Origin of the sequence: Jannaschia sp. Os4, assembly GCF_016820245.1 — a bacterium.
In the GTDB taxonomy this organism is placed as follows: domain Bacteria; phylum Pseudomonadota; class Alphaproteobacteria; order Rhodobacterales; family Rhodobacteraceae; genus Jannaschia.
On the sequence record NZ_JAFCAR010000002.1, the window covers coordinates 89,981 to 109,275 of the forward strand.

General features: G+C 70.6%; 14 protein-coding genes. 2 read left to right on the forward strand and 12 right to left on the reverse strand.

Features of this window, described 5'->3' with window-relative positions; translation table 11 throughout:
• Positions 1-2 precede the first annotated feature (2 nt).
• On the reverse strand, positions 3-1,106 hold the full coding sequence (ugpC, locus tag JQC91_RS04565; RefSeq protein WP_203285612.1) for a sn-glycerol-3-phosphate ABC transporter ATP-binding protein UgpC: 1,104 nt from the start codon (positions 1,104-1,106) through the stop codon (positions 3-5).
• A 128-nt stretch (positions 1,107-1,234) separates the two neighbouring features.
• Here ugpC and JQC91_RS04570 point away from each other — a divergent pair, with 128 nt between their 5' ends.
• Positions 1,235-2,257 (forward strand): LacI family DNA-binding transcriptional regulator, encoded by a 1,023-nt coding sequence (locus JQC91_RS04570; protein ID WP_203285613.1) that lies wholly within the window; start codon positions 1,235-1,237, stop codon positions 2,255-2,257.
• Here JQC91_RS04570 and JQC91_RS04575 read toward each other — a convergent pair.
• Genes JQC91_RS04575 through hmgA form a run of 5 tightly spaced genes read right to left on the reverse strand, consistent with a single transcriptional unit; the run spans position 2,254 to position 9,853 of the window.
• Positions 2,254-5,709 (reverse strand): CheR family methyltransferase, encoded by a 3,456-nt coding sequence (locus JQC91_RS04575; RefSeq protein ID WP_203285614.1) that lies wholly within the window; start codon positions 5,707-5,709, stop codon positions 2,254-2,256. The genes JQC91_RS04570 and JQC91_RS04575 overlap by 4 nt on opposite strands.
• A 28-nt stretch (positions 5,710-5,737) precedes the next feature.
• Positions 5,738-5,941, reverse strand: a complete 204-nt coding sequence (locus tag JQC91_RS04580; RefSeq protein WP_203285615.1) for a DUF2783 domain-containing protein — start codon at positions 5,939-5,941, stop codon at positions 5,738-5,740.
• Entirely contained in the window at positions 5,935-7,533 is a 1,599-nt protein-coding gene (locus JQC91_RS04585) for an FAD-dependent monooxygenase (protein ID WP_203285616.1), read from the reverse strand. The genes JQC91_RS04580 and JQC91_RS04585 overlap by 7 nt, the downstream gene beginning before the upstream one ends.
• Entirely contained in the window at positions 7,530-8,486 is a 957-nt protein-coding gene (locus tag JQC91_RS04590; RefSeq protein ID WP_203285617.1) for an MBL fold metallo-hydrolase, read from the reverse strand. The genes JQC91_RS04585 and JQC91_RS04590 overlap by 4 nt, the downstream gene beginning before the upstream one ends.
• 8 nt (positions 8,487-8,494) lie before the next feature.
• Complete coding sequence (hmgA, locus tag JQC91_RS04595; protein WP_203285618.1) at positions 8,495-9,853, reverse strand: homogentisate 1,2-dioxygenase; 1,359 nt, start codon at positions 9,851-9,853, stop codon at positions 8,495-8,497.
• Between the two features lie 63 nt (positions 9,854-9,916).
• Between hmgA and JQC91_RS04600 the strand changes: the two genes are divergently transcribed.
• Positions 9,917-10,366, forward strand: coding sequence for a MarR family winged helix-turn-helix transcriptional regulator (locus JQC91_RS04600; protein ID WP_203285619.1), 450 nt, complete (start codon positions 9,917-9,919; stop codon positions 10,364-10,366).
• 14 nt (positions 10,367-10,380) lie between these two features.
• On the opposite strand, the gene JQC91_RS04605 is transcribed toward JQC91_RS04600, so the two are convergent.
• The 6 genes from JQC91_RS04605 to JQC91_RS04630 all read right to left on the reverse strand — a co-directional run bounded on the left by JQC91_RS04605 (position 10,381) and on the right by JQC91_RS04630 (position 19,289).
• Positions 10,381-12,003: an alpha-D-glucose phosphate-specific phosphoglucomutase gene (locus tag JQC91_RS04605; RefSeq protein WP_203285620.1), complete on the reverse strand. Its 1,623-nt coding sequence runs from the start codon at positions 12,001-12,003 to the stop codon at positions 10,381-10,383.
• Positions 12,000-14,078, reverse strand: a complete 2,079-nt coding sequence (gene glgX / locus JQC91_RS04610; RefSeq protein ID WP_203285621.1) for a glycogen debranching protein GlgX — start codon at positions 14,076-14,078, stop codon at positions 12,000-12,002. Before glgX ends, JQC91_RS04605 begins: the two co-directional genes overlap by 4 nt.
• Complete coding sequence (glgA, locus tag JQC91_RS04615) at positions 14,075-15,466, reverse strand: glycogen synthase GlgA (protein ID WP_203285622.1); 1,392 nt, start codon at positions 15,464-15,466, stop codon at positions 14,075-14,077. The genes glgX and glgA overlap by 4 nt, the downstream gene beginning before the upstream one ends.
• Positions 15,463-16,716 (reverse strand): glucose-1-phosphate adenylyltransferase, encoded by a 1,254-nt coding sequence (gene glgC, locus JQC91_RS04620; protein ID WP_238941324.1) that lies wholly within the window; start codon positions 16,714-16,716, stop codon positions 15,463-15,465. The genes glgA and glgC overlap by 4 nt, the downstream gene beginning before the upstream one ends.
• A gap of 214 nt (positions 16,717-16,930) precedes the next feature.
• Positions 16,931-17,701 carry a hypothetical protein gene (locus JQC91_RS04625; protein ID WP_203285624.1) on the reverse strand — a complete coding sequence of 257 codons (771 nt, stop codon included), beginning with the start codon at positions 17,699-17,701 and terminating at the stop codon, positions 16,931-16,933.
• Positions 17,649-19,289, reverse strand: coding sequence for an N-6 DNA methylase (locus JQC91_RS04630; protein WP_203285625.1), 1,641 nt, complete (start codon positions 19,287-19,289; stop codon positions 17,649-17,651). Before JQC91_RS04630 ends, JQC91_RS04625 begins: the two co-directional genes overlap by 53 nt.
• Positions 19,290-19,295 lie beyond the last annotated feature (6 nt).

Below are 19,295 nucleotides of genomic sequence, written 5' to 3' on the forward strand. Positions count from 1 at the left end.
GTTCATCCTCCCGTTGGATGCTGAGGGACGGCGAGGCGGCGCCCCGTCTCCCGGTCGAAGAGCAGGATCGCGTCCGGCGGCACCGCGAATGTCGCGGTCTCGCCGGGCTTGAACCTGCGGGTGCTGGCGACCTCGGCCAGCACCTCGTGGGGACCGCAGCGGGTCACGAGGACCGACTGCGCGCCCAGATACTCCGCCACGCTGACGCGCAGCTCGACGGGCGCGCCCGCGCCCATGTCGGTGGTGAAGGACGACGGGCGGATGCCGATCTCGACCTCCCGCGCCCCGCTTTCGATCGCTTGCCGCGGCCCCGCCAGCGGCAGCGCGAAGCCCTCGCCCTCGGCGACCAGCGCGCCGTCGCGCTCTTGGATCGTGGCGGGCAGGAAGTTCATCGTCGGGCTGCCGATGAAGCCCGCGACGAAGCGGTTCACCGGGTTCTCGAACAGTTCCTCGGCGCTGCCCTGCTGCTGGATCGCGCCGTCCTTGAGGACCACGATCCGGTCGCCGAGCGTCATCGCCTCAACCTGGTCGTGGGTGACGTAGACCATGTTCTTGTCGATCCGCGTCCGCATCTCGCCCAGCTCGACGCGCATCCGGGCGCGGAGCTTGGCGTCGAGGTTCGACAGCGGCTCGTCGAACAGGAACACGGAGGCGTCGCGCACCAACGCCCGCCCCATCGCGACCCGCTGGCGCTGGCCGCCGGAGAGGGCGGCGGGCTTGCGGTCGAGCAGGTGGTCGATGCCCAGCGTCGTGGCGGCCGCGTGGACGCGGCGCTCGATCTCGGCCTTGTTCTCCCGGGCGAGGCGCAGGGCGAAGGACATGTTCTTCGCCACGCTCATGTGCGGGTAGAGCGCGTAGTCCTGGAACACCATCGCGATGTCCCGCTCCTTCGGCTCAAGCGTGTCGATGCGGCGGTCGTCGAAGCGGATCTCGCCGCCCGAGAGCGTCTCCAGCCCCGCGAGGAGGCGCAGCGTCGTGGACTTGCCGCAGCCCGACGGACCCACGAGCACGGTGAACTCCCCGTCCTCCAAGGTCAGGTCCAGCGGCGGCAGCACCTCGGTCGGGCCGAAGCTCTTGCGCACGCCGTCGAAGACGATCTGCGGCATCCATCCTCCCCACGGTCCCTCCCCGGACCGAATGTCGCAGAGGATGTTGCGCGGGGGGGCGTCGGGGAAGGGACTTTCGCCGCGAACCGCGTTAACGTTAACGTTGGGCGGGGCAAGGGACTGACGACATGGGGCGAATCCGGAACCGTCCGCCGGGCCTGCGCGAGGTGGCGCAGCGGGCGGGCGTCTCGATGATGACGGTCAGTCGCGCGCTGCGCGGGGTGGACGGCGTGTCGTCGGCCACCCGCGCGCGGATCGCGGCCCTCGCCGCCGACCTCGGCTACGTCCCCGACGGGCACGCCCGCGCCTTGGGGGCCGCCGACAGCCGGATCATCGGAATCTCCGTCCCGAACCTGTTCAACGACGTCTTCGCCCAGATCCTCGACGGGATGCGCCGGACCCTCGAGACGGCGGGCTACTCCTCCGTGGTCGACACCACCGACTATGACCTCTCGCGGGAGCAGGCGTGGTGCGACCGGATGGCGGCATGGCGCCCCGCCGCCTTGGTGCTGACCGGCTGCGCCCACGCCCCCGCCCTGCGCGAAGCGCTGCGCGCGACGGGGCGACCGGTGGTGGAGCTGTGGGACGTGTCCGACGATCCGATCGACGTCTGCGTGGGGCTCGACCACCGCGCGGCGGGCGCGGCGCTGGCGGCGCACGTCGTCGCGCTGGGCCACCGCCGCCCGGCCTTCGTCGGCCCGCCCGAGGGGGTCGATCCCCGGGCTGACGCCCGCTTCGCCGGGATCGCCGCCACCTTCGCGGCGGCGGGCGCGGGCGCGCCGGGGCGGGTGGGGGTCGACGACCAGTCCGCCTTCGGAGCGGGGGCGCGGGGCATGACCGCCCTCTTGGCTCAGGGGCCACGCCACGACGTGGTGTTCTTCCACAACGACAACACCGCCTTCGGGGGTCTGATGACCGCCGAGGCCGCGGGCCTGCGGGTGCCGGAGGACATCGGGATCGCGGGCTTCAACGGCTTGGACCTGACGCGGGTGATGCCCCGCCCGCTGACCACGCTGAAGACGCCCCGTCGCCAGATCGGCCTCGTGGCGGGGCAGCACCTGCTCGCCCGCCTCAACGGAGTCCGGCCCCCCGCCCGGACGGTGCTCGCGGGGCGGCTCGTGCCCGGCGCGACGGTCGCTCCCCAGCCCTAGGCGGGTCCGCCCCGCACCGGGCCGGGCGCGAAGCGCAGGCGCGCGCGGAACGCGCCGTCCCGGATGCCGCCGTCGAACGTCCCCTGCAGCTGCCGGGTGCTGAACCCGATCAGCTTGGTGCCGAAGCCGTCCTCCGCGCCCCCGTCGGCGCCCGCGTCGCCCGGCGGGCCCTCTGCCCAGTCGAGCACCACCTCCTCGCCGTCCCACCGCCACGTCACGTCGAGCGTGCCGTCGGGGCGGGCCAAGGCGCCATGCTTCAGCGCGTTGGTCGCCAGCTCGTGCAGGAACAGGCCCATCGGGGTCAGCTTGGAGACGGGCACGTCCACGGTCGGTCCCTCGATCCGGAGGTCGGCCGTCTCCGTGTGGGCGCGCACGATGGTGTCCACGAGATCGTGGAGCGGCACGCTGCCCGCCTCGGCCTCCGCCCGCGCGAGGTCGTAGACCCGACCGAGCGCGGCCACCCGGCGGCGCAGCGGGGCCGCGAACTCCTCCGCCGTCAGGCCGTCCTTCGGCATCGTCCCGATGAGCGACAGCAGGACCGCGAAGAGGTTCTTCACCCGGTGGCTCATCTCTTGGAGGAGCACCTCGCGCATCACCATCGCCTCGCGCTGCTCGGTGATGTCGTAGTTGAGGCCGTAGATCCGCGCGGGGCCGTCGCCGCCGGCGATGCGCTTGCCGAGGCCGCGCACCCATCTCTCCGTCCCGTCCTCGGCACGGACACGGAACTCCTCGTCGTAGACCGCGCCGTCGTCGACGGCCTGCTGGAACCCCGCCGCGGTGCGGGACCGGTCCTCGGGGTGGATCCGCTCGAACACCTCCTCGAAGTCCGGCTGCCGCTCGTCACCGAGGTCGAACAGCTCGGACACGCGGGCGTCGATGCTCGTGACCCCGGTGTCGATCTCGAACTCGAAGGCGCCGATCTCGGCGGCCGCGAGCGCGAGGGCCGAACGCTCGGTCTCGACCTTCAGGTCGTCCTCCAGCGAGCGCAGGCGCGTGACGTCGCCGAAGGTGATCGTCGCCCCGTCGACGGCGTCGTCCGCCGCGCGATACGGCAGGATGCGCAGCACGTAGATCCGCTCCCCCTCGCGGGTCCGGACGATCCGCTCGAACGGCTCGTCCTCGGCGATCACGTGGGCGACGTGGCGGGGCAGGGCGTCGAGGTCGATCCCGTGGTTCATCTCGGCGATGCCGCGCCCCCGGTCCGTGGGCTGGAGCGGGAACAGGGCGCGGGCGGCGTCGGTGTAGTGGCGGATGCGCGAGTTGCGGTCCACGATCACGATGGCGAGGTCGGTGGACTGCATGAACGTGTCGAGGTCGGCGTTCGCCACCGCCAGCTCGTCGACCTTGTTCTTGAGCTCCTCGTTCGCCGTCGTCAGCTCCTCGTTGGCCGACTGGAGCTCCTCGTTCATCGACATCATCTCTTCGTTCGACGACTTGAGCTCCTCGTTGGCGGTCTCGACCTCCTCCACGGTGGACTTCAGGCGGAAGCGGGTCGCGCGGAGGTCCTCCTCCAGTTCGGCGACCCTCGCATCGCGGCTGGCGGGGGCGACGGCATACTCGTCCACCTCCGCCTCGAGGCGCCCGCGCGCGACGAACACGACCGCCACGGTGCCGTCCTTCATGGGATGGGCGATGACGTCGGCCGTCTGCGTGCCGAAGGGCGACGTCGCCTCGACGCCGCGCAGGGCGACCCGCCCCCCGCCGTCGCGCGCTTGGCCCACCAAGGGGGTCAGCTTGTCGCGCAGGCCCTCCCGCGCGAGCGCGCCCAAGGTGCCCTCGCGCGTCGGCGCGGACAGCAGGAACAGCGACAGGTCGCCCGAGCTGTCCCGGATGACCCCGTCCGCGTCCACGCGGACGAAGGGCGGGGCGTAGGCCTCGTAGATCTCGCGGTTGGTGGCCTCCGCACGGGTCTGCTCGGGGAAGTCCTCGTCGCGGGGCATCACCTCGAAGCTGCGGCGCCGCCGGGCGTCCTGCCCCACGGGAAGGTCGAGCGGGTAGCGCGCGGGGGCGTCCAGCCGCCGGAAGATGCGGGCGCGACGGCTGATCGGCTCGAAGAGGTCGGCGCGGCGCGTGATGTTCTCGGAGGTGCCGAGGAACAGCGTCCCGCCCGGCTTGAGCGCGAAGTGCATCAGGGGGATCACGCTGCGCTGCACCCGGTCGCCGAGGTAGATCAGCATGTTCCGGCAGGAGATCACGTCGATCTTCGAGAACGGCGGGTCCTTGATCAGGGAGTGGACCGAGAAGCGGACCATGTCCCGGATGCGCGGCGCGATCTGGAACTGGCCGTCCAAGCCGATGGTGTAGGCCTCGCGCAGGTCCGGGGGGATGTCCCGCAGGGCCGAGGCCGAGTAGCGCGCCTCGCGCGCGGTGGCGATCATGCGCGCGTCGATGTCCGTGGCGAAGATCTGCACCTGCGGGCGGCGGGTCCGGTCCCTCAGCTCGGCGTCGACGAGCATCGCGATCGAGTACGCCTCCTGCCCCGACGAGCAGCCGGGCACCCAGATGCGGATCTCGTCGGCGGCGGTGGCGTTCTGGACCATCGGCCCGATCACCCTCTCGCGCAGTTCCTCGAAGTGCTCGGGATCGCGGAAGAACGCCGTGACGTTGATCAGCAGGTCCTCGAACAGGGCCTCGCACTCGTCGTCCGACTTGCGGATGTGGTCGAGGTACTCGCGCGCCGTGTCGACCTCGAGGATCTGCATCCGCCGCTCGATCCGGCGCTTGATCGTGGACGGCTTGTAGCCGCCGAAGTCGTGGCCCACGACCTCCCGCAGGGTGTCGCAGATCGATCCGATCACCTCCGCCACGTCCTCTGCCTCTGCCAGTGCCTCCGGGTCGAGGCGGCGGTCGAAGAACGAGCGCAGGCGCGGGACGATGTCCCGCACCGGCAGGGCGAAGTCCACGAGCCCCGTCGCGATGGCCGCGGAGGGCATCCCGTCGTAGCGCGCCTCGTCGGGATCCTGGGCCACGCAGACCCCGCCCGCGTCCTTGACCGCGCGCATCCCGGAGGAGCCGTCCGCCCCGGTCCCCGACACGATCACCGAGGCCGCCATCGGCCCTTGGGCCTCCGCCAAGGACTGGAGGAAGCCGTCGATGGGCCGCCGCAGGCCCCGCGGCTCGGAGAACTCGGCGAGGACGAAGCGCCCGTCCTCGATGCTCAGCGAGCTTCCCGGCGGGATCACGTAGAGGTTGTCGGTCTCGATCGAGTCCCCGTCCTCGATCTGCCGCACCGCGAGCTGCGTCTTGCGCGACAGCAGCTCCGCCATCATCGACTCGTGGTTCGGGTCGAGGTGCTGCACCAGCACGAAGGCCATGCCCGGCGCCTGCTCGACGGCGCGGACCAGTTCGGTCACCGCCTCCAGCCCGCCGGCGGAGGCCCCGACGCCCACGATGGGGAAGTCGAGCTGCGGCTCCGTCAGCGTCGGCAGCTCTTCCGTCTGATCGTCCGGCATTTGCACGACTCCCCCGCTCGGGGGAGGTCTAGCCTGTCGTGCGCCCTCCGCCCACCCGCGATGCGGCAAGGGCTTGGCGCACCACGTCCCGGTCGCCGACGTGGTTGGCGAGGATCAGGACCAGCCGTGCGTCCAGCGCGGCCGATTCCGCATCCGACAGGCCCGCGTGGGCGCGCAGCAGCTCGTCGTAGAACCCGTCCGGGTCGGGGATGTTGGGCGCGGTGATCAGCATCGCCCGATGGCCCCGGCGATGGCGCGGGCCACGGCCTCCGGGTCGAAGCCGGGCCAGCGCGCCACGACGTGCTGGTCGGGACGGATCAGGTAGACGGCGCACGGCGCCCCACCGAGGTAGTGGTCGCGCAGGGCCCCGGCGGGCAACGGGACGGCCCGCGCCGCGACGCCCGCGGAGACGACGTCCTCCGCCGCCGTGCCGAGGGCGAGCAGCACCCACCCGTCCAGCCGGTCGAGGAGCGATCCGCCCTCCAAGGCGACGTCGGGGCAGGGGGCCCCGGGAGCCGTCCCCGGCGGCCCGTCGAGCGCGTCCGGCCCGAGGCCGGGGGTCCCCGCGTAGCGGCACGGCACCGACAGGCGGCCCGAGTTGATGAGCGGGCGGGCGAAGGCGTGGTCCCGCGCGAGGTGGAGCACCGCGTCGCGGTAGCGCCGCGCGGCCCCCGACTTGGGCGTCATGAAGTCGGTCGCCCGCGACGAGTTCAGGATGTTCTCGTCCGCAGCCTGCTCCCGCTCCGCGGCGTAGTGGTCGATCAGCGCCTCGGGCGCCGCCCCGCGCGCCACGAGGTCCAGCCGCCACCCCAGCGCGTCCGCGTCCTGCACGCCCGAGTTCGCGCCGCGCGCGCCGAAGGGCGACACCTGATGCGCGCTGTCCCCGGCGAAGAGGACGCGCCTGTGGCGGAAGGTCCGCATCCGGCGGCACTGGAACGTGTAGATCGACGTCCAGACGAGGTCGTAGTCCGGCACCGCGCCCAGCCGGTGGCCCAGCATCTCGTCCACGCGGGCGCGCACGCGGTCCTCGCGCAGCTCCGCCGCGCGGTCGATGTCCCAGCCCAGCTGGAAGTCGATGCGCCACACGTCGTCGGGCTGCTTGTGCAGCAGCGCGCTGGCCCCCGACCCCTCGAAGGGCGGCTCGAACCAGAACCAGCGCTCGGACGGGAAGTCCGCCGTCATCCGCACGTCGGCGATCAGGAAGTTGTCCTCGAAGACCCGCCCCTCGAAGTCGAGGCCCATCCGCTCGCGCGTGGGCGAGCGCGCCCCGTCGCAGGCCACCAGCCAGTCGGCCTCGAGGTCGTAGGGGCCGTCCGGGGTGTCCACAGTGAGGCGGACGTGGTCGCCCCGCGCCTCCTGCGCGACGACGCCGTTGGCGCCCCGGACCTCGATCGGCGCGCCCTCGGCTTGGGCCGCGCGGATGCGGTCCATCAGCGCCTTCTCGAACTTGGGCTGCTGCAGGTTGACGAAGGCCGGGTTGCGCGCGCCGGGCTGCGGCTGAAGGTCGAACGCGAACACCTCGTCGTCGCGGTGGAACACGCGCCCCACCTTCCACGTCACGCCCATGTCGGCGATGCCCCGGGCGCCCAGCCGGTCGCAGATGTCGAGCGTGCGCTGGGCGAAGCAGATCGCCTTGGACCCCGACCCCGGCCCCTCGTGGTCGTCGAGGACCAGCGCCGGCGTCCCCCGCAGCCCGAGGTCCAGCGCCAGTGTCAGCCCCACCGGCCCCGCTCCCACGATCACGACCGGGTGGCGCACCACTTCGCGCCGCTCCACCGCCGCGTAGGGGTAGAGCGTGAACTCAGTGGCGTAGCGGGCCTTCATCCCTCGCCCTGCAGCGCCGCCCACATCTCCTTGTCGCGGGCGGCGGTCCAGATGCGCGGGCGGTCCATCCCCTGCGCCTCGTCGTAGGCGCGGGCGACGTTGAAGGGCAGGCAGTGCTCGTAGATCGCGTAGTCCCCGAACTTCGGATCGCAGACCGCACGGCAGGCGGCCATCGCCTCCTGCAGGGTGCCGCCCCGGGCCGCCACGCGGGCTACGGGGTCGTAGGTGGAGCGCACGAACTCCTCCGTCGAGGCGATGGCGCGCGCCACGGCGTCGGACCCGACCAGCGCGCCGCCGCGCCCCGGCGCGATGGCGTGCGGTTTCATCGCGGCGATGCGCGCCAGCGTCCCCGGCCAGTCCGCGAAATGCCCGTCGCCGCAGTAGCAGGCCGAGCGGTCCTCCACGATGTCGCCGGTGAACAGGACGCCCGCGTCCGGCACGGAGACGACCATGTCGCCGGCGGTGTGCGCGCGGCCCACCTGCATCAGGTCCACGCGCCGCTTGCCCAGCCAGACCGACATGGAGCCGGTGAACGTCGTCGTGGGCCACGTCAGCCCCGGTATCTCGTCATGCCCCTCGAACAGCCGCGGGAAGCGGTCGAACTCGCTGTCCCAGTCCTCCTGCCCGCGCTCGGCCACCATCGCGCGGGCCGCGTCGGACATCAGCACCTGACCCGCCCCGTAGGCCGAGGCGCCCAGCACGCGCACGGCATGGTAGTGCGTCAGCGCGAGATGGGTGATCGGCTTGTCCGTCACCTCGCGCACCTTCTCGATCACCATCCGGGCGAGGCGCGGGGTCGCCTGCGCCTCGACGATCATCACCGAGTCGTCGCCCACGATGACGCCCGAGTTGGGGTCCCCCTCGGCGGTGAAGGCCCAGAGCCCCTCGCCGATCTCGTCGAACGAGACGGTCTTCTCGGACAGGTCGCCCTGCGACGCGAATGCCTTGGCCATCGGGCCTCCTATTTGCGGCCCGGGGTGCCGTCGAAGAGCTTGGGGAGGTCCGCCCACACGTCGACGTAGTCCTCCTGCAGCGGAGCCTCCGTCGCGGCGAAGCGGGTGAGGTGCTGCGGGAAGCGGGTCTCGAACATGAAGGACATCGTGTCCTCCAGCTTCTGGGGCCCCAGGTCCGCGTTCGACGCCCCCTCGAAGGCCGCGCGGTCCGGTCCGTGGGGCATCATCATGTTGTGCAAGGACAGCCCGCCGGGGACGAAGCCCTGCGGCTTGGCGTCGTAGACCCCGTGGATGTTGCCCATCAGCTCGGACATGATGTTCTTGTGGTACCAAGGCGGGCGGAAGGTGTCCTCGGCCACCATCCAGCGGTCGCGGAACAGCACGAAGTCGATGTTCGCCGTCCCCTCGACCCCCGAGGGCGCCGTCAGCACCGTGAAGATCGACGGGTCCGGGTGGTCGAACAGGATCGCGCCCACGGGGCAGTAGGTCCGCAGGTCGTACTTCACCGGCGCGTAGTTCCCATGCCACGCCACCACGTCCAGCGGGGAGTGGTCGATCTCCGTCTCGTGGAAGCGGCCGCACCACTTCACCGTCACGGTGCAGGGCGCGTCGCGGTCCTCGAAGGCGGCGACGGGCGCCTTGAAGTCGCGCCGGTTCGCCATGCAGTTCGCGCCGATCGGCCCGCGGCCCGGCAACTCGAACTTCTGGCCGTAGTTCTCGCAGACGAAGCCCCGCGCCGGCCCGTCGATCAGGTCCACGCGGTAGACGAGGCCGCGCGGGATCACGGCGATCTCCTGCGGCTCGAGGTCGATCACGCCCAGTTCGGTGCAGAACCGCAGCCGCCCCTCCTGCGGCACGACCAAGAACTCGCTGTCGGCCGAGTAGAAGTAGCGGTCGCCCATGCCCTCGGTCACGAGGTAGACGTGCGCGGCCATGCCCACCTGCGTGTTCACGTCGCCCGCGGTGGTCATCGTCCGCATGCCCGTCAGCCAGTCGAGGCCGTCCGCGTGCGGCACCGGATCCCAGCGGAACTGCCCCATGCTCACCACGTCCGCGGCCACGTCCGGCGCGGTGCGCCACATCGGCAGGTCCACGGTGCGGAACCGTCGGACGTGGCGGACCGAGGGGCGGATGCGGTAGCACCACGTCCGCTCGTTCCGATGGCCAGGCGCGGTGAAGGGCGTGCCGGACAGCTGCTCGCCGTAGAGGCCGTACTCGACCTTCTGGGGGGAGTTCATCCCCTGCGGCAGCGCGCCGGGCAGCGCCTCCGTCTCGAAGTCGTTGCCGAAGCCCGGCATGTAGCCCTCGACGGTCCCCTGCGACGGGGCGAGGGTGAGTCCGTGGTCGATCTCGGAATGGTCGCGCATGGGGGCCTCCGCCCGCCGGGATAACGGTTGCAAATGCAACTGTCCATCGGCACGGAAGGTCGCATGTCCGATTTCCCCGCCGACTTCGACGTCGCCGACTTCCTCCCCTACCTGCTGGCCCAGGCGGCGGAGGCCACCTCCCGCCGCTTCTCCCGCGTCTACCGCGATCGCCACGGGATGCTGCGGACCGAGTGGCGCGTCCTGTTCCACCTCGGGCGGTTCGGCGAGATGACGGCGGGGGCGATCTCCGCGCGCGCCATGATCGAGAAGTCCAAGGTCAGCCGCGCCGTCGCGCGGCTCGCCGACGGCGGGATGGTCGCCGCCGCCGCGGATTCCGCCGACCGCCGCCGGGCGATCCTCTCCCTGACCGCGCGCGGCTTGGAGGTGTTCGCCGAACTGGAGCGCGAGGCCGCGGCGTTCGAGGCGGAGTTGCGGGCGCGCCTCGGCCCGGACGACGTCGCCGCGCTCAAGCGCTCGCTCAGGTCGCTGTGGTCCGCCTACGCGGACCGCTGACGCCGCCTAGCCCGTCACGTCACCACGTCGGGCCCGTCCCGACCCGTGCGCGCGCGTATCCCGGCCAGCGCCTCCGCCGCGTCGACGACCCCGGCCAAGGCCTCCGCCGGGTCGAGGTCCACCCGGTCCTCCGCCTGCTCGAGGTAGACCCGCAGCGTGGCCCCCTCGGTCCCGGTCCCCGACAGGCGCAGCACGATCCGTCCGCCGCCCGACAGCACGACGCGCAGGCCTTGCCCCTCCGAGCGCGACCCGTCCACCGGGTCGTCGTAGGCGAACTCGTCCGCCGCCTCGACCGTCCGCCCCGCCGCCTCGGTCCCCGGCAGGGACGGCAGCCGCGCGCGCAGGTCCCCGACCAGCGCGCCCGCCGCCTCGGCGTCCACCCCCTCGTAGTCGTGCCGCGAGTAGTAGACCCGCCCGTAGCGGTCCCAGAACTCCGCCATCAGGTCCGCGACCGACAGGCCCGTCGCGGCCAGCACGTTGAGCCACGCGAGCACCGCCCATAGCCCGTCCTTCTCCCGGACGTGGTCGGCCCCCGTCCCGGCCGATTCCTCGCCGCAGAGCCGCACCCGCCCGTCGTCGAGCAGGTTGCCGAAGAACTTCCATCCGGTCGGCGTCTCGTAGAGGCCGAGGCCCTCGGCCCGCGCCACCCGGTCCACCGCGGTCGAGGTCGGCATGGACCGCGCCACGCCGACCAGCCCGTCGCGGAACTGCGGGATCGCCGCGGCCCGCGAGGCCAGCAGCGCGAGGCTGTCCGACGGGCCGACGTAGATCCCCTTGCCGACGATCATGTTGCGGTCGCCGTCCCCGTCCGACGCGGCCCCGAAGTCGGGCGCGTCCGGCCCCATCATCTCGTCCATCAGCGGCTTGGCCCAGATCGGGTTCGGGTCCGGATGGCCCCCGCCGAAGTCCTGCGACGGCGTGCCGTTCGCCACCGTCCCCCTCGCGGCCCCGAGCCGCCCTTCGAGGATCTCCGTCGCGTACGGCCCCGTCACCGCGTGCATCGCGTCGAAGCGCATGGTGAACCCGCCCGCGAAGAGCGACCGGATCGCGTCGAAGTCGAACAGCTCCTCCATCAGCGCGGCGTAGTCGGCGACCGGATCGACGATCTCGACCGCCATGTCGCCCATGCGCGCCTCGCCCGTCGTCGACAGGTCGGCGTCGTGCGCCTCGAGGATGCGATAGGACGAGATCGTCTTCGTCGCCTCGAACATCTTGGCCGTGACGTGCTCCGGCGCGGGGCCGCCGTTGGGCATGTTGAACTTGATGCCGAAGTCCTCGTCCTCGCCGCCGGGGTTGTGCGAGGCCGACAGGATGATCCCGCCATCCGTCCCCCGCCGGCGGATCAGGTTCGACGCGGCGGGCGTCGAGAGCAGGCCGCCCCGTCCCACGATCACCCGCGCGGCGCCCTCGGCGGCGGCCATGCGCAGGATCACCTGCACCGCGCGCTCGTTGAAGTAGCGCCCGTCGCCGCCCACCACGAAGGTCTTGCCCGCCGCCCCGCCGATGGCCGCGAAGATCGAGGCCACGAAGTTCTCGAGGTAGTGGTGCGCCATGAACTGCCGCGTCTTCTTGCGCAGGCCGGAGGTGCCGGGCTTCTGGCCCCCGATGGGGCTGGTCTCGACGGTGATGACGCTCATGCGGGGTCTCCTTCTCCATCGGCCTCTAGCACGAACGCCAGCACCGCGTCGCCCGGGCACGCGGCCGAGCCGCGCTCCGCGGTCGGGCCGTTCTCGGGCGCCGCCGTGTCGATCGTCCGCGTCCAGTGGAGGCCGTCGGGGGCGGGCGGCAGGACCACGTCCGCCGGGGGGCCGCCGTTGAACACGAGGAACAGGGCGGTCTCGCTGTCGGCATAGTCCGGCGTGCCCGACGCCATCCGCTTCTCGACGCAGATCAGGCGCCGCTCCGGGTCGGACCAGTCCTCGTCCGCCATCTCGCCGCCGTCGCCGTTCCACCAGATCAGGTCGCCGATCCCGTCCTCGGTCCGCGCGCGGGAGTGCAGCCACCGCTTCTGGCGGAGAACCGGATGCGCGCGGCGGAACGCCACCATGCGCCGGACGAAGTCGAGGAAGCCCGGATCGGCCCCCGCCCAGTCCAGCCACGTCGTCTCGTTGTCCTGCGCGTAGGCGTTGTTGTTGCCGCCCTGCGTGTGGCCCAGCTCGTCGCCGGCGAGGATCATCGGCGTCCCCTGCGACAGCAGCAGCGTCGCCATGATGGCCCGCCGCCGCCGGTCGCGGGCGGCGTTGACGCCCTCGTCCTCCGTCGGCCCCTCCACCCCGAGGTTGTCGCTCAGGTTCTCGCCGTGCCCGTCGCGGTTGTCCTCGCCGTTCGCCTCGTTGTGCTTCTCGGCGTAGGAGACCACGTCGCGCAGGGTGAAGCCGTCATGGGCGGTGACGAAGTTCACGCTGGCCGTCGCGGGGCGGCCCGAATGGTCGAACTGCCGCGACGAGCCCGCCACCCGGTCGGCGAGCCCCCGCACCTTGTCCCGGTCCCCGCGCCAGTAGGAGCGCACCGTGTCGCGGAAGCGGTCGTTCCATTCGAGGAAGGGCGGCGGGAAGGCCCCCAGCTGGTAGCCGCCGGGCCCCACGTCCCACGGCTCGGCGATTAGCTTCTTCTGCGTGAGGACCGGATCCTGCCGCACCGCGTCGAAGAAGGCCGCGCCCCGGTCGAACCCCTCCGGCGTTCGCCCCAGCGTCGCAGCGAGGTCGAAGCGGAACCCGTCCACCCGCATCGTGCCCGCCCAGTAGCGCAGCGAGTCCATGATCATCCGCAGCACCATCGGATGGTCCACGTTCAGGGTGTTCCCCGTGCCCGTGTCGTTCACGTAGTGTCGCTTGTCCTCCAGCAGCCGGTAGTAGGAGGCGTTGTCGAGGCCCCGATAGGCCAAGGTCGGGCCGCGGTGGTCGCCCTCGACCGTGTGGTTGTAGACCACGTCGAGGATCACCTCGATCCCGGCGGCGTGGAAGCGCGCGACCATCTGCTGGAACTCGGCGACGTCGTTCCCGTCCATGTAGCGCGGCTCGGGCGCGAAGAAGCCCAGCGACTGGTAGCCCCAATAGTTCGTCAGCCCCTTCGCCACGAGGAACTGGTCGTCCGCGAAGGCATGCACGGGCAGCAGCTCGATCGCGGTCACGCCGAGGCCGGTCAGATGGTCGAGGATCGGGTCCGAGGCGAGGCCGAGGAAGGTGCCGCGCGGGCGCGCGGTGGGATGGCGCATGGTCAGGCCCTTCGCATGGGCCTCGTAGATCACCGTCTCCTCGATGGGCGTGTCCGGCGCGGCGTGCTCCCCCCACGAGAAGGCCGGGTCCACCACGAGGGAGCGGGGCACGAAGGGCGCGCTGTCGCGCGGATTGGCCTCGTCCGGCGCGTCCTCCCGGTGGCCGAACACCGCGCCGTTCCACTCGACCCGGCCCGACAGCCGCTTGGCGTAGGGGTCGATCAGCAGCTTGGCCGGGTTGAACCGATGCCCCTCCTCCGGGGCCCACGGCCCATGCGCGCGGAACCCGTAGGCCTGCCCCGGGCGCAGGCCCGAGACGTAGCCGTGCCACACGTCCCCGTCCCGCTCCGGCAGCGGCAGACGCGTCTCCGCGCCGCCGTCGAACAGGCACAGATCCATGCCGGTCGCGTTCGCGGAGAAGACGGCGAAGTTCACGCCGTCGCCGTCGAAGGTCGCGCCCAAGGGCGCGGCCCGGCCTGCGGTGATGGGATGGGTCATGCGGTCGCGCGATCCTCGAGAAGACCCGCATATAGGTCGGCATAGGCCCGTGCCGAGACATCCCAGCCCACCGGATGCCGCATCGCCCGGCGCCGCATCGCGCCCCACGTCTCCGGGTCGCGCCACAGGCGCAGCAACTGGTCGAACGCCCGGCTCAACGCATCCGCCGTCACCGGCATGAACTGCACCCCCGTGGCGGCCTCGGCCAAGAGGCCCGCCGGCGTCGCCGGGATCACCGTGTCCACCAGCCCGCCGGTCATCGCCACCAGCGGGATCGTCCCGAACCGCAGCCCGTAGAGCTGGGTCAACCCGCAGGGCTCGAACCGGGAGGGCACGAGGATCGCATCCCCGCCCGCCATCATCCGCCGGGCCAGCGCCTCGTCGTAGCCGATCCTCACGGCGACGTTCGGATGGGCCGCCCATTCCGTCCAGCGCCGCTCCAGCGCCGCATCGCCCGACCCCAGCATGACGAGCTGCCCCCCCTCGTCCACCAGCCGGGGCAGGGCGTCGGCCAGCACGTCCAGCCCCTTCTGCTCCGTCAGCCGCGAGACCACGACGCAGAGCGGGCCGTCCGTCGCCGGCAGACCCATCTCCGCGCGAAGCGCGGCGGTGTGCCTCGCCTTCCCCTTCGCCGTCTTGAACGGGGGCGTCCATGCTTCGAGGTCGATGCCGTTCAGGATGCCCGACATCACGTCCGCCCGGCCCCGGAGCACCCCCTCCATCCCCATGCCGAACTCGGGCGTCATCAACTCGCCCGCGTAGGTGGGCGAGACGGTCGTGATCCGGTCCGCCTGCGTCAGCCCTGCCTTCAGCGAGGAGATCTTGCCCCAATACTCGAACCCGTCCCGCGTCATCAGATCGGGCGGCAGGCGCAGCGCCTCCAGCCGGTCGGCGGGCGCGAGGCCTTGGAACGCGACGTTGTGGATCGTCATCACCGAGGGCGCGTCCGCCCAGACCGGCATGAACCCCGCTTGCCAGTCGTGCCCGTGCAGGATGTCTGGCGTCCACCGCCCCGCGCCCGTCCGCCCGATCCGCGCGGCCACCCACGAGAGCGCCGCGAACCGCTCGGGGTTGTCGACCCAGTCGCCGTCCGGCCCCGCGTAGATGTTGCCCGGCCGGTCGTAAAGATGCGGCGCGTCCAGCACGAGCAGGTCCAGCCCCGCCGCCTTCGCCCTCAGGACGCGGGCGTCGCCGCCGAACAGCCCGCGCTCCCCCATCACCTCCTTGGCGTCGCCGAGCGCGGCCATCACCGTCGGATAGCCCGGCAGCAGCGTCCGCATCTCGACCCCGTGCGGCGCCAGCGCGGCGGGCAGGGCGCCCGCCACGTCGGCCAGCCCGCCGGTCTTGACCAGCGGCGCGCATTCGGAGGTGACGGAGAGGACCTTCACGACATGCGGTCCAGCATCTCCTGCGTGATCAGCGTGACGCCCGCGTCGGTGACGCGGAAGTGCTCGGCGTCGGCGGCATGGTCCTCGCCCACCACCAAGCCGTCCGGGATCACGACGCCCCGGTCGATCACGACGTCCGTCAGCTGCGCCTTCCGCCCGATCTGCACGTCGGGCAGCACCACGGCGCGGGTGAGCGCCGAGAAGCTGTGCGTCCGCACGTTGGTGAAGAGCAGGGACTCCCGGACCTCGCTCCCCGAGATGATGCAGCCTCCCGACACCATCGACGAGATCGCGAAGCCGCGGCGGTCGCCCTCGTCGTGGATGAACTTCGCGGGCGGCACGCTCTCCGAATAGGTCCAGATCGGCCACGACGTGTCGTAGAGGTCCAACTCCGGCGTGAAGTTGGTGAGGTCGATGTTCGCCTTCCAATAGGCGTCCACCGTGCCGACGTCCCGCCAGTAGGCCTCGGCGCCCCCGGCCCGGACGCAGCTGTCGGTGAAGCGGTGCGCCTGCGCCCGGCCCTGCTCGACCAGCGCGGGGATGATGTCGTGCCCGAAGTCGTGGGACGACCGCTCGTCCGCGTAGTCCCGCAGCAGCAGCTCGCGCAAGAACTTCCACGAGAAGACGTAGATGCCCATCGAGGCCAGCGTGCTGTCCGGGTCGTCGGGCATCCCCGGCGGATCGGCGGGCTTCTCGAGGAAGGACGTGATGCGGTCGCTGTCGTCCACCGCCATCACGCCGAAGGCGCTCGCCTCGCCGCGCGGCACCGTCAGGCAGCCGACCGTCACGTCCGCCCCGCTCTCCACGTGCTGCCGGACCATCACCTCGTAGTCCATCTTGTAGATGTGGTCGCCCGCGAGGATCAGGACGTGGTCGACGTCGTAGCTGTCGATGATGTCGACGTTCTGCGCCACGGCGTCGGCGGTGCCGCGATACCAGTTCCCCTCGTCCATCCGCTGCGAGGCGGGCAGGATGTCGAGATACTCGTTCCGCTCCGCCCGGAAGAAGGACCAGCCGCGCTGGCAGTGCCGGATCAGGCTGTGCGCCTTGTACTGCGTTGCGATGGCCATCTTGCGGATGCCGGAGTTCAGCGCGTTCGACAGCGCGAAGTCCACGATCCGCGTCTTGCCGCCGAAGTGGACCGCGGGTTTCGCCCGCCGGTCCGTCATCTCCTTAAGCCGGGAGCCCCGCCCCCCCGCCAGCACGAACGCCATCGTGCGCCCCATCATCCGCTGGGATGGTCCTGACATGGTCGTCTCCTCCTCCGTCCGCGTCATGTGGGGCACAACTCGGGAGGTGGCGCAACGTTCATGGGGGGTGGGGGATGTTGCGGAAGGGTTTGGACGTCGGGGCGATTGCGTTCCGATCCGTCCATCCCAACCCACGCAAGACGCGTGGATGGTGCCATCCCGTCGTCCCGCTGGGCTGCGCCGCAGCGACGCGCGGCCTTTTGGCTCTGAAATACTACAGCTTCCCCAACTGCCCGCCCTCGTAGAGGTAGAAGTCCGGATTCCGCACAGCGACGATTTCGATCAACTGGTCGATGACCTGCTCCATCGGAACCTGGTTATCTTTGTCGCCGACGGCGAACGCTCTGAGGCTGGAATGGGCGGCGCCGGCGTCGAGGAGCAGTAGGAAGAACCGCTCGAATTGTTCGTCGCGCCCAGCCGGGTCGTCCCGCCCGGCGAAGAGCTTGAGCCGTAGATGGGCATTCTCGAAGGTCGAACGACGCTGCGCGGTGTGGTCGGTCTCAGCGTCCTTGTCGAGAAACAGGAGCCCTGCGAGGACCGAGTAGGGGAACCGCCGGTGGAGGGTCACAGCCTCGATCAGCATGTCGCCACGACGGTTCGTTAGGTTCTTCTGAAAGTTTCCCGACTTCTTGTCCCGGAAGTTGATGGTTTTTACCGAGATGCCCAGAAGCAACCCGGACTCCTCGGTGGCCCAGGTGACATCCACCTTCTTGGCACCGATCCCCCCGGCCATGCGCCGCTCGGCTCCTGAATCGCCTATAACGCCTGGCGGAGCGGGTCGCGCACCAGCAAGCCCTCTCTGACGAAGCTCCTCTGCGATCGCAGCAGCCACCGCCTCGGAGATACGCTCGCTGTAGCGCTTCTTGATGGATGCCTGGGCCGTATCGTCAGGCTTATCTCCGACTGACCTAAGGGCCTGGTCGAGAAGGTCGTCAATTCGCGCCACGGCCTGCCCTCGTTCGCCGCCGCTGGAACTGAACTTCACGCGCAGCCCGCAAGCCTTCGAGGTCGGACGCATCGGCTTGCGGGAATAGGATGGGATCGATCAGCCGCGTGGCGGCATCGATGTCGTTCTGCCTCAAGCATGTGCCAAGCTGAGGGGCGACAGCCTCCAGCTTCGTAAGGTTTGCTTCGATTGCGGCCAGCGAAGGAACCGGCAAAGTATCGGCTTCGCGGGGTTCCAGCTTCAGAAGACCTCCGCCGTAGGCTCGCCCGACCATTTCGGCTCCGAGGAGCGTCACGCTGTTCAGGCAGGCAAGGGGAAGCAAGGACATTCCAACATCCCGCCGATCATCCTGTAGCTTCACGCCATAGATGGAGTTGAGGATTTGGGCCTTCGCCTCGTTCGCAACGAGGCGTGGACGGTCATGATTCATGTAGGTTAGGAAAAGGTCGGGTACGTCCACTAAAGGAACGCGCCACCACGGCGCGCGCATCCTGGCCTTGTAGCCCTTGGAAACCCCGGCCGCTTCTCCCTGCGCGACATAGGCACGGGAGGCGTCCGAAAGATATTCATCGGAGGGTCTGAACAGATACGTCGCGCCGCCTTGTTTCGTAGCCGCTCGCCACGATGCGTCGCTGAAGACAAGACCCCGCAGATGCCGGGCGCCGGGAGGCGAGATGCGAACTAGGTCGGAGCAGGGAATGCCGTGCTCCACGACATCTGCCTCCTTCAGACTGAAGAACCGATTATTCCCGGTGACAGCCCCGAGATACGTTCGGCCCCAGGCAGCAAGATCCTCACAGTTCGCGTCCTGAAGTTGCCGATAAATGGCGAAGGCATCGCTCGCCACGAGAGCAGGCGTCCATTTGGCGCCATCGTCGGGGCTGTAGGCTGTCCAGGCGGCGGCGTCGGTCAGAAGCGTCTCGGCGTTCCGCGTCTGGTGTAGTTCGAAGCAACTTGCACCACCCGTTCCTTCGGCCAAGAGCAAGACGACGTCTTCGAGGACTCCTGGGAAAAGGCGCTCCTCGAAGGCGACGAGCTTCAGGGAGGCGAACCGGCGCAAAAGAAAGCGCCTGACCTCGGCGGCGTAAGACACGCTCAACAGCTCCGCAGGAAGAACCAGTGCGAGGCGTCCTTGCGCAGTGAGATGCTGGGCCGCCTTCACGACGAAGGCGGCCCAAGAGCTGGACAATCCAGAGAGTCGGACGCCCTGAGCCAAGGCAGCCTCCAGGCTACGGGCGCGGGCGGGACCGGAAAAGTCCTGATACCGGACGAAGGGGGGATTCCCCAGGATCACGTCAAACACACGCTCGGGCTCATGCTCGAAGAAGTCCCCGACGTGGATGTCGGCAGCCTCACCGGCGTCCTCGAGGATCGTCCTAGCAGTAGCAGCGGAGGCTTCATGCAACTCGACGCCGTGCAAGCGGCAGGCCCCACCCTCTGACCCGACCTGCGACAAACGGCGGGCAGCCGCAGACAGAAAAACGGCCTCACCGCAGGACGGCTCCAGCACATGGTCGCTCTCGGATCGAATGGCCCAATCCGCGAGGTACTGCGCGATGGCAGGCGGCGTGAAGAAGGCACCGCGCGCCTTCTGATCGGGGGTTCCCGCCATGCTGATCGTCTCCACCCATAC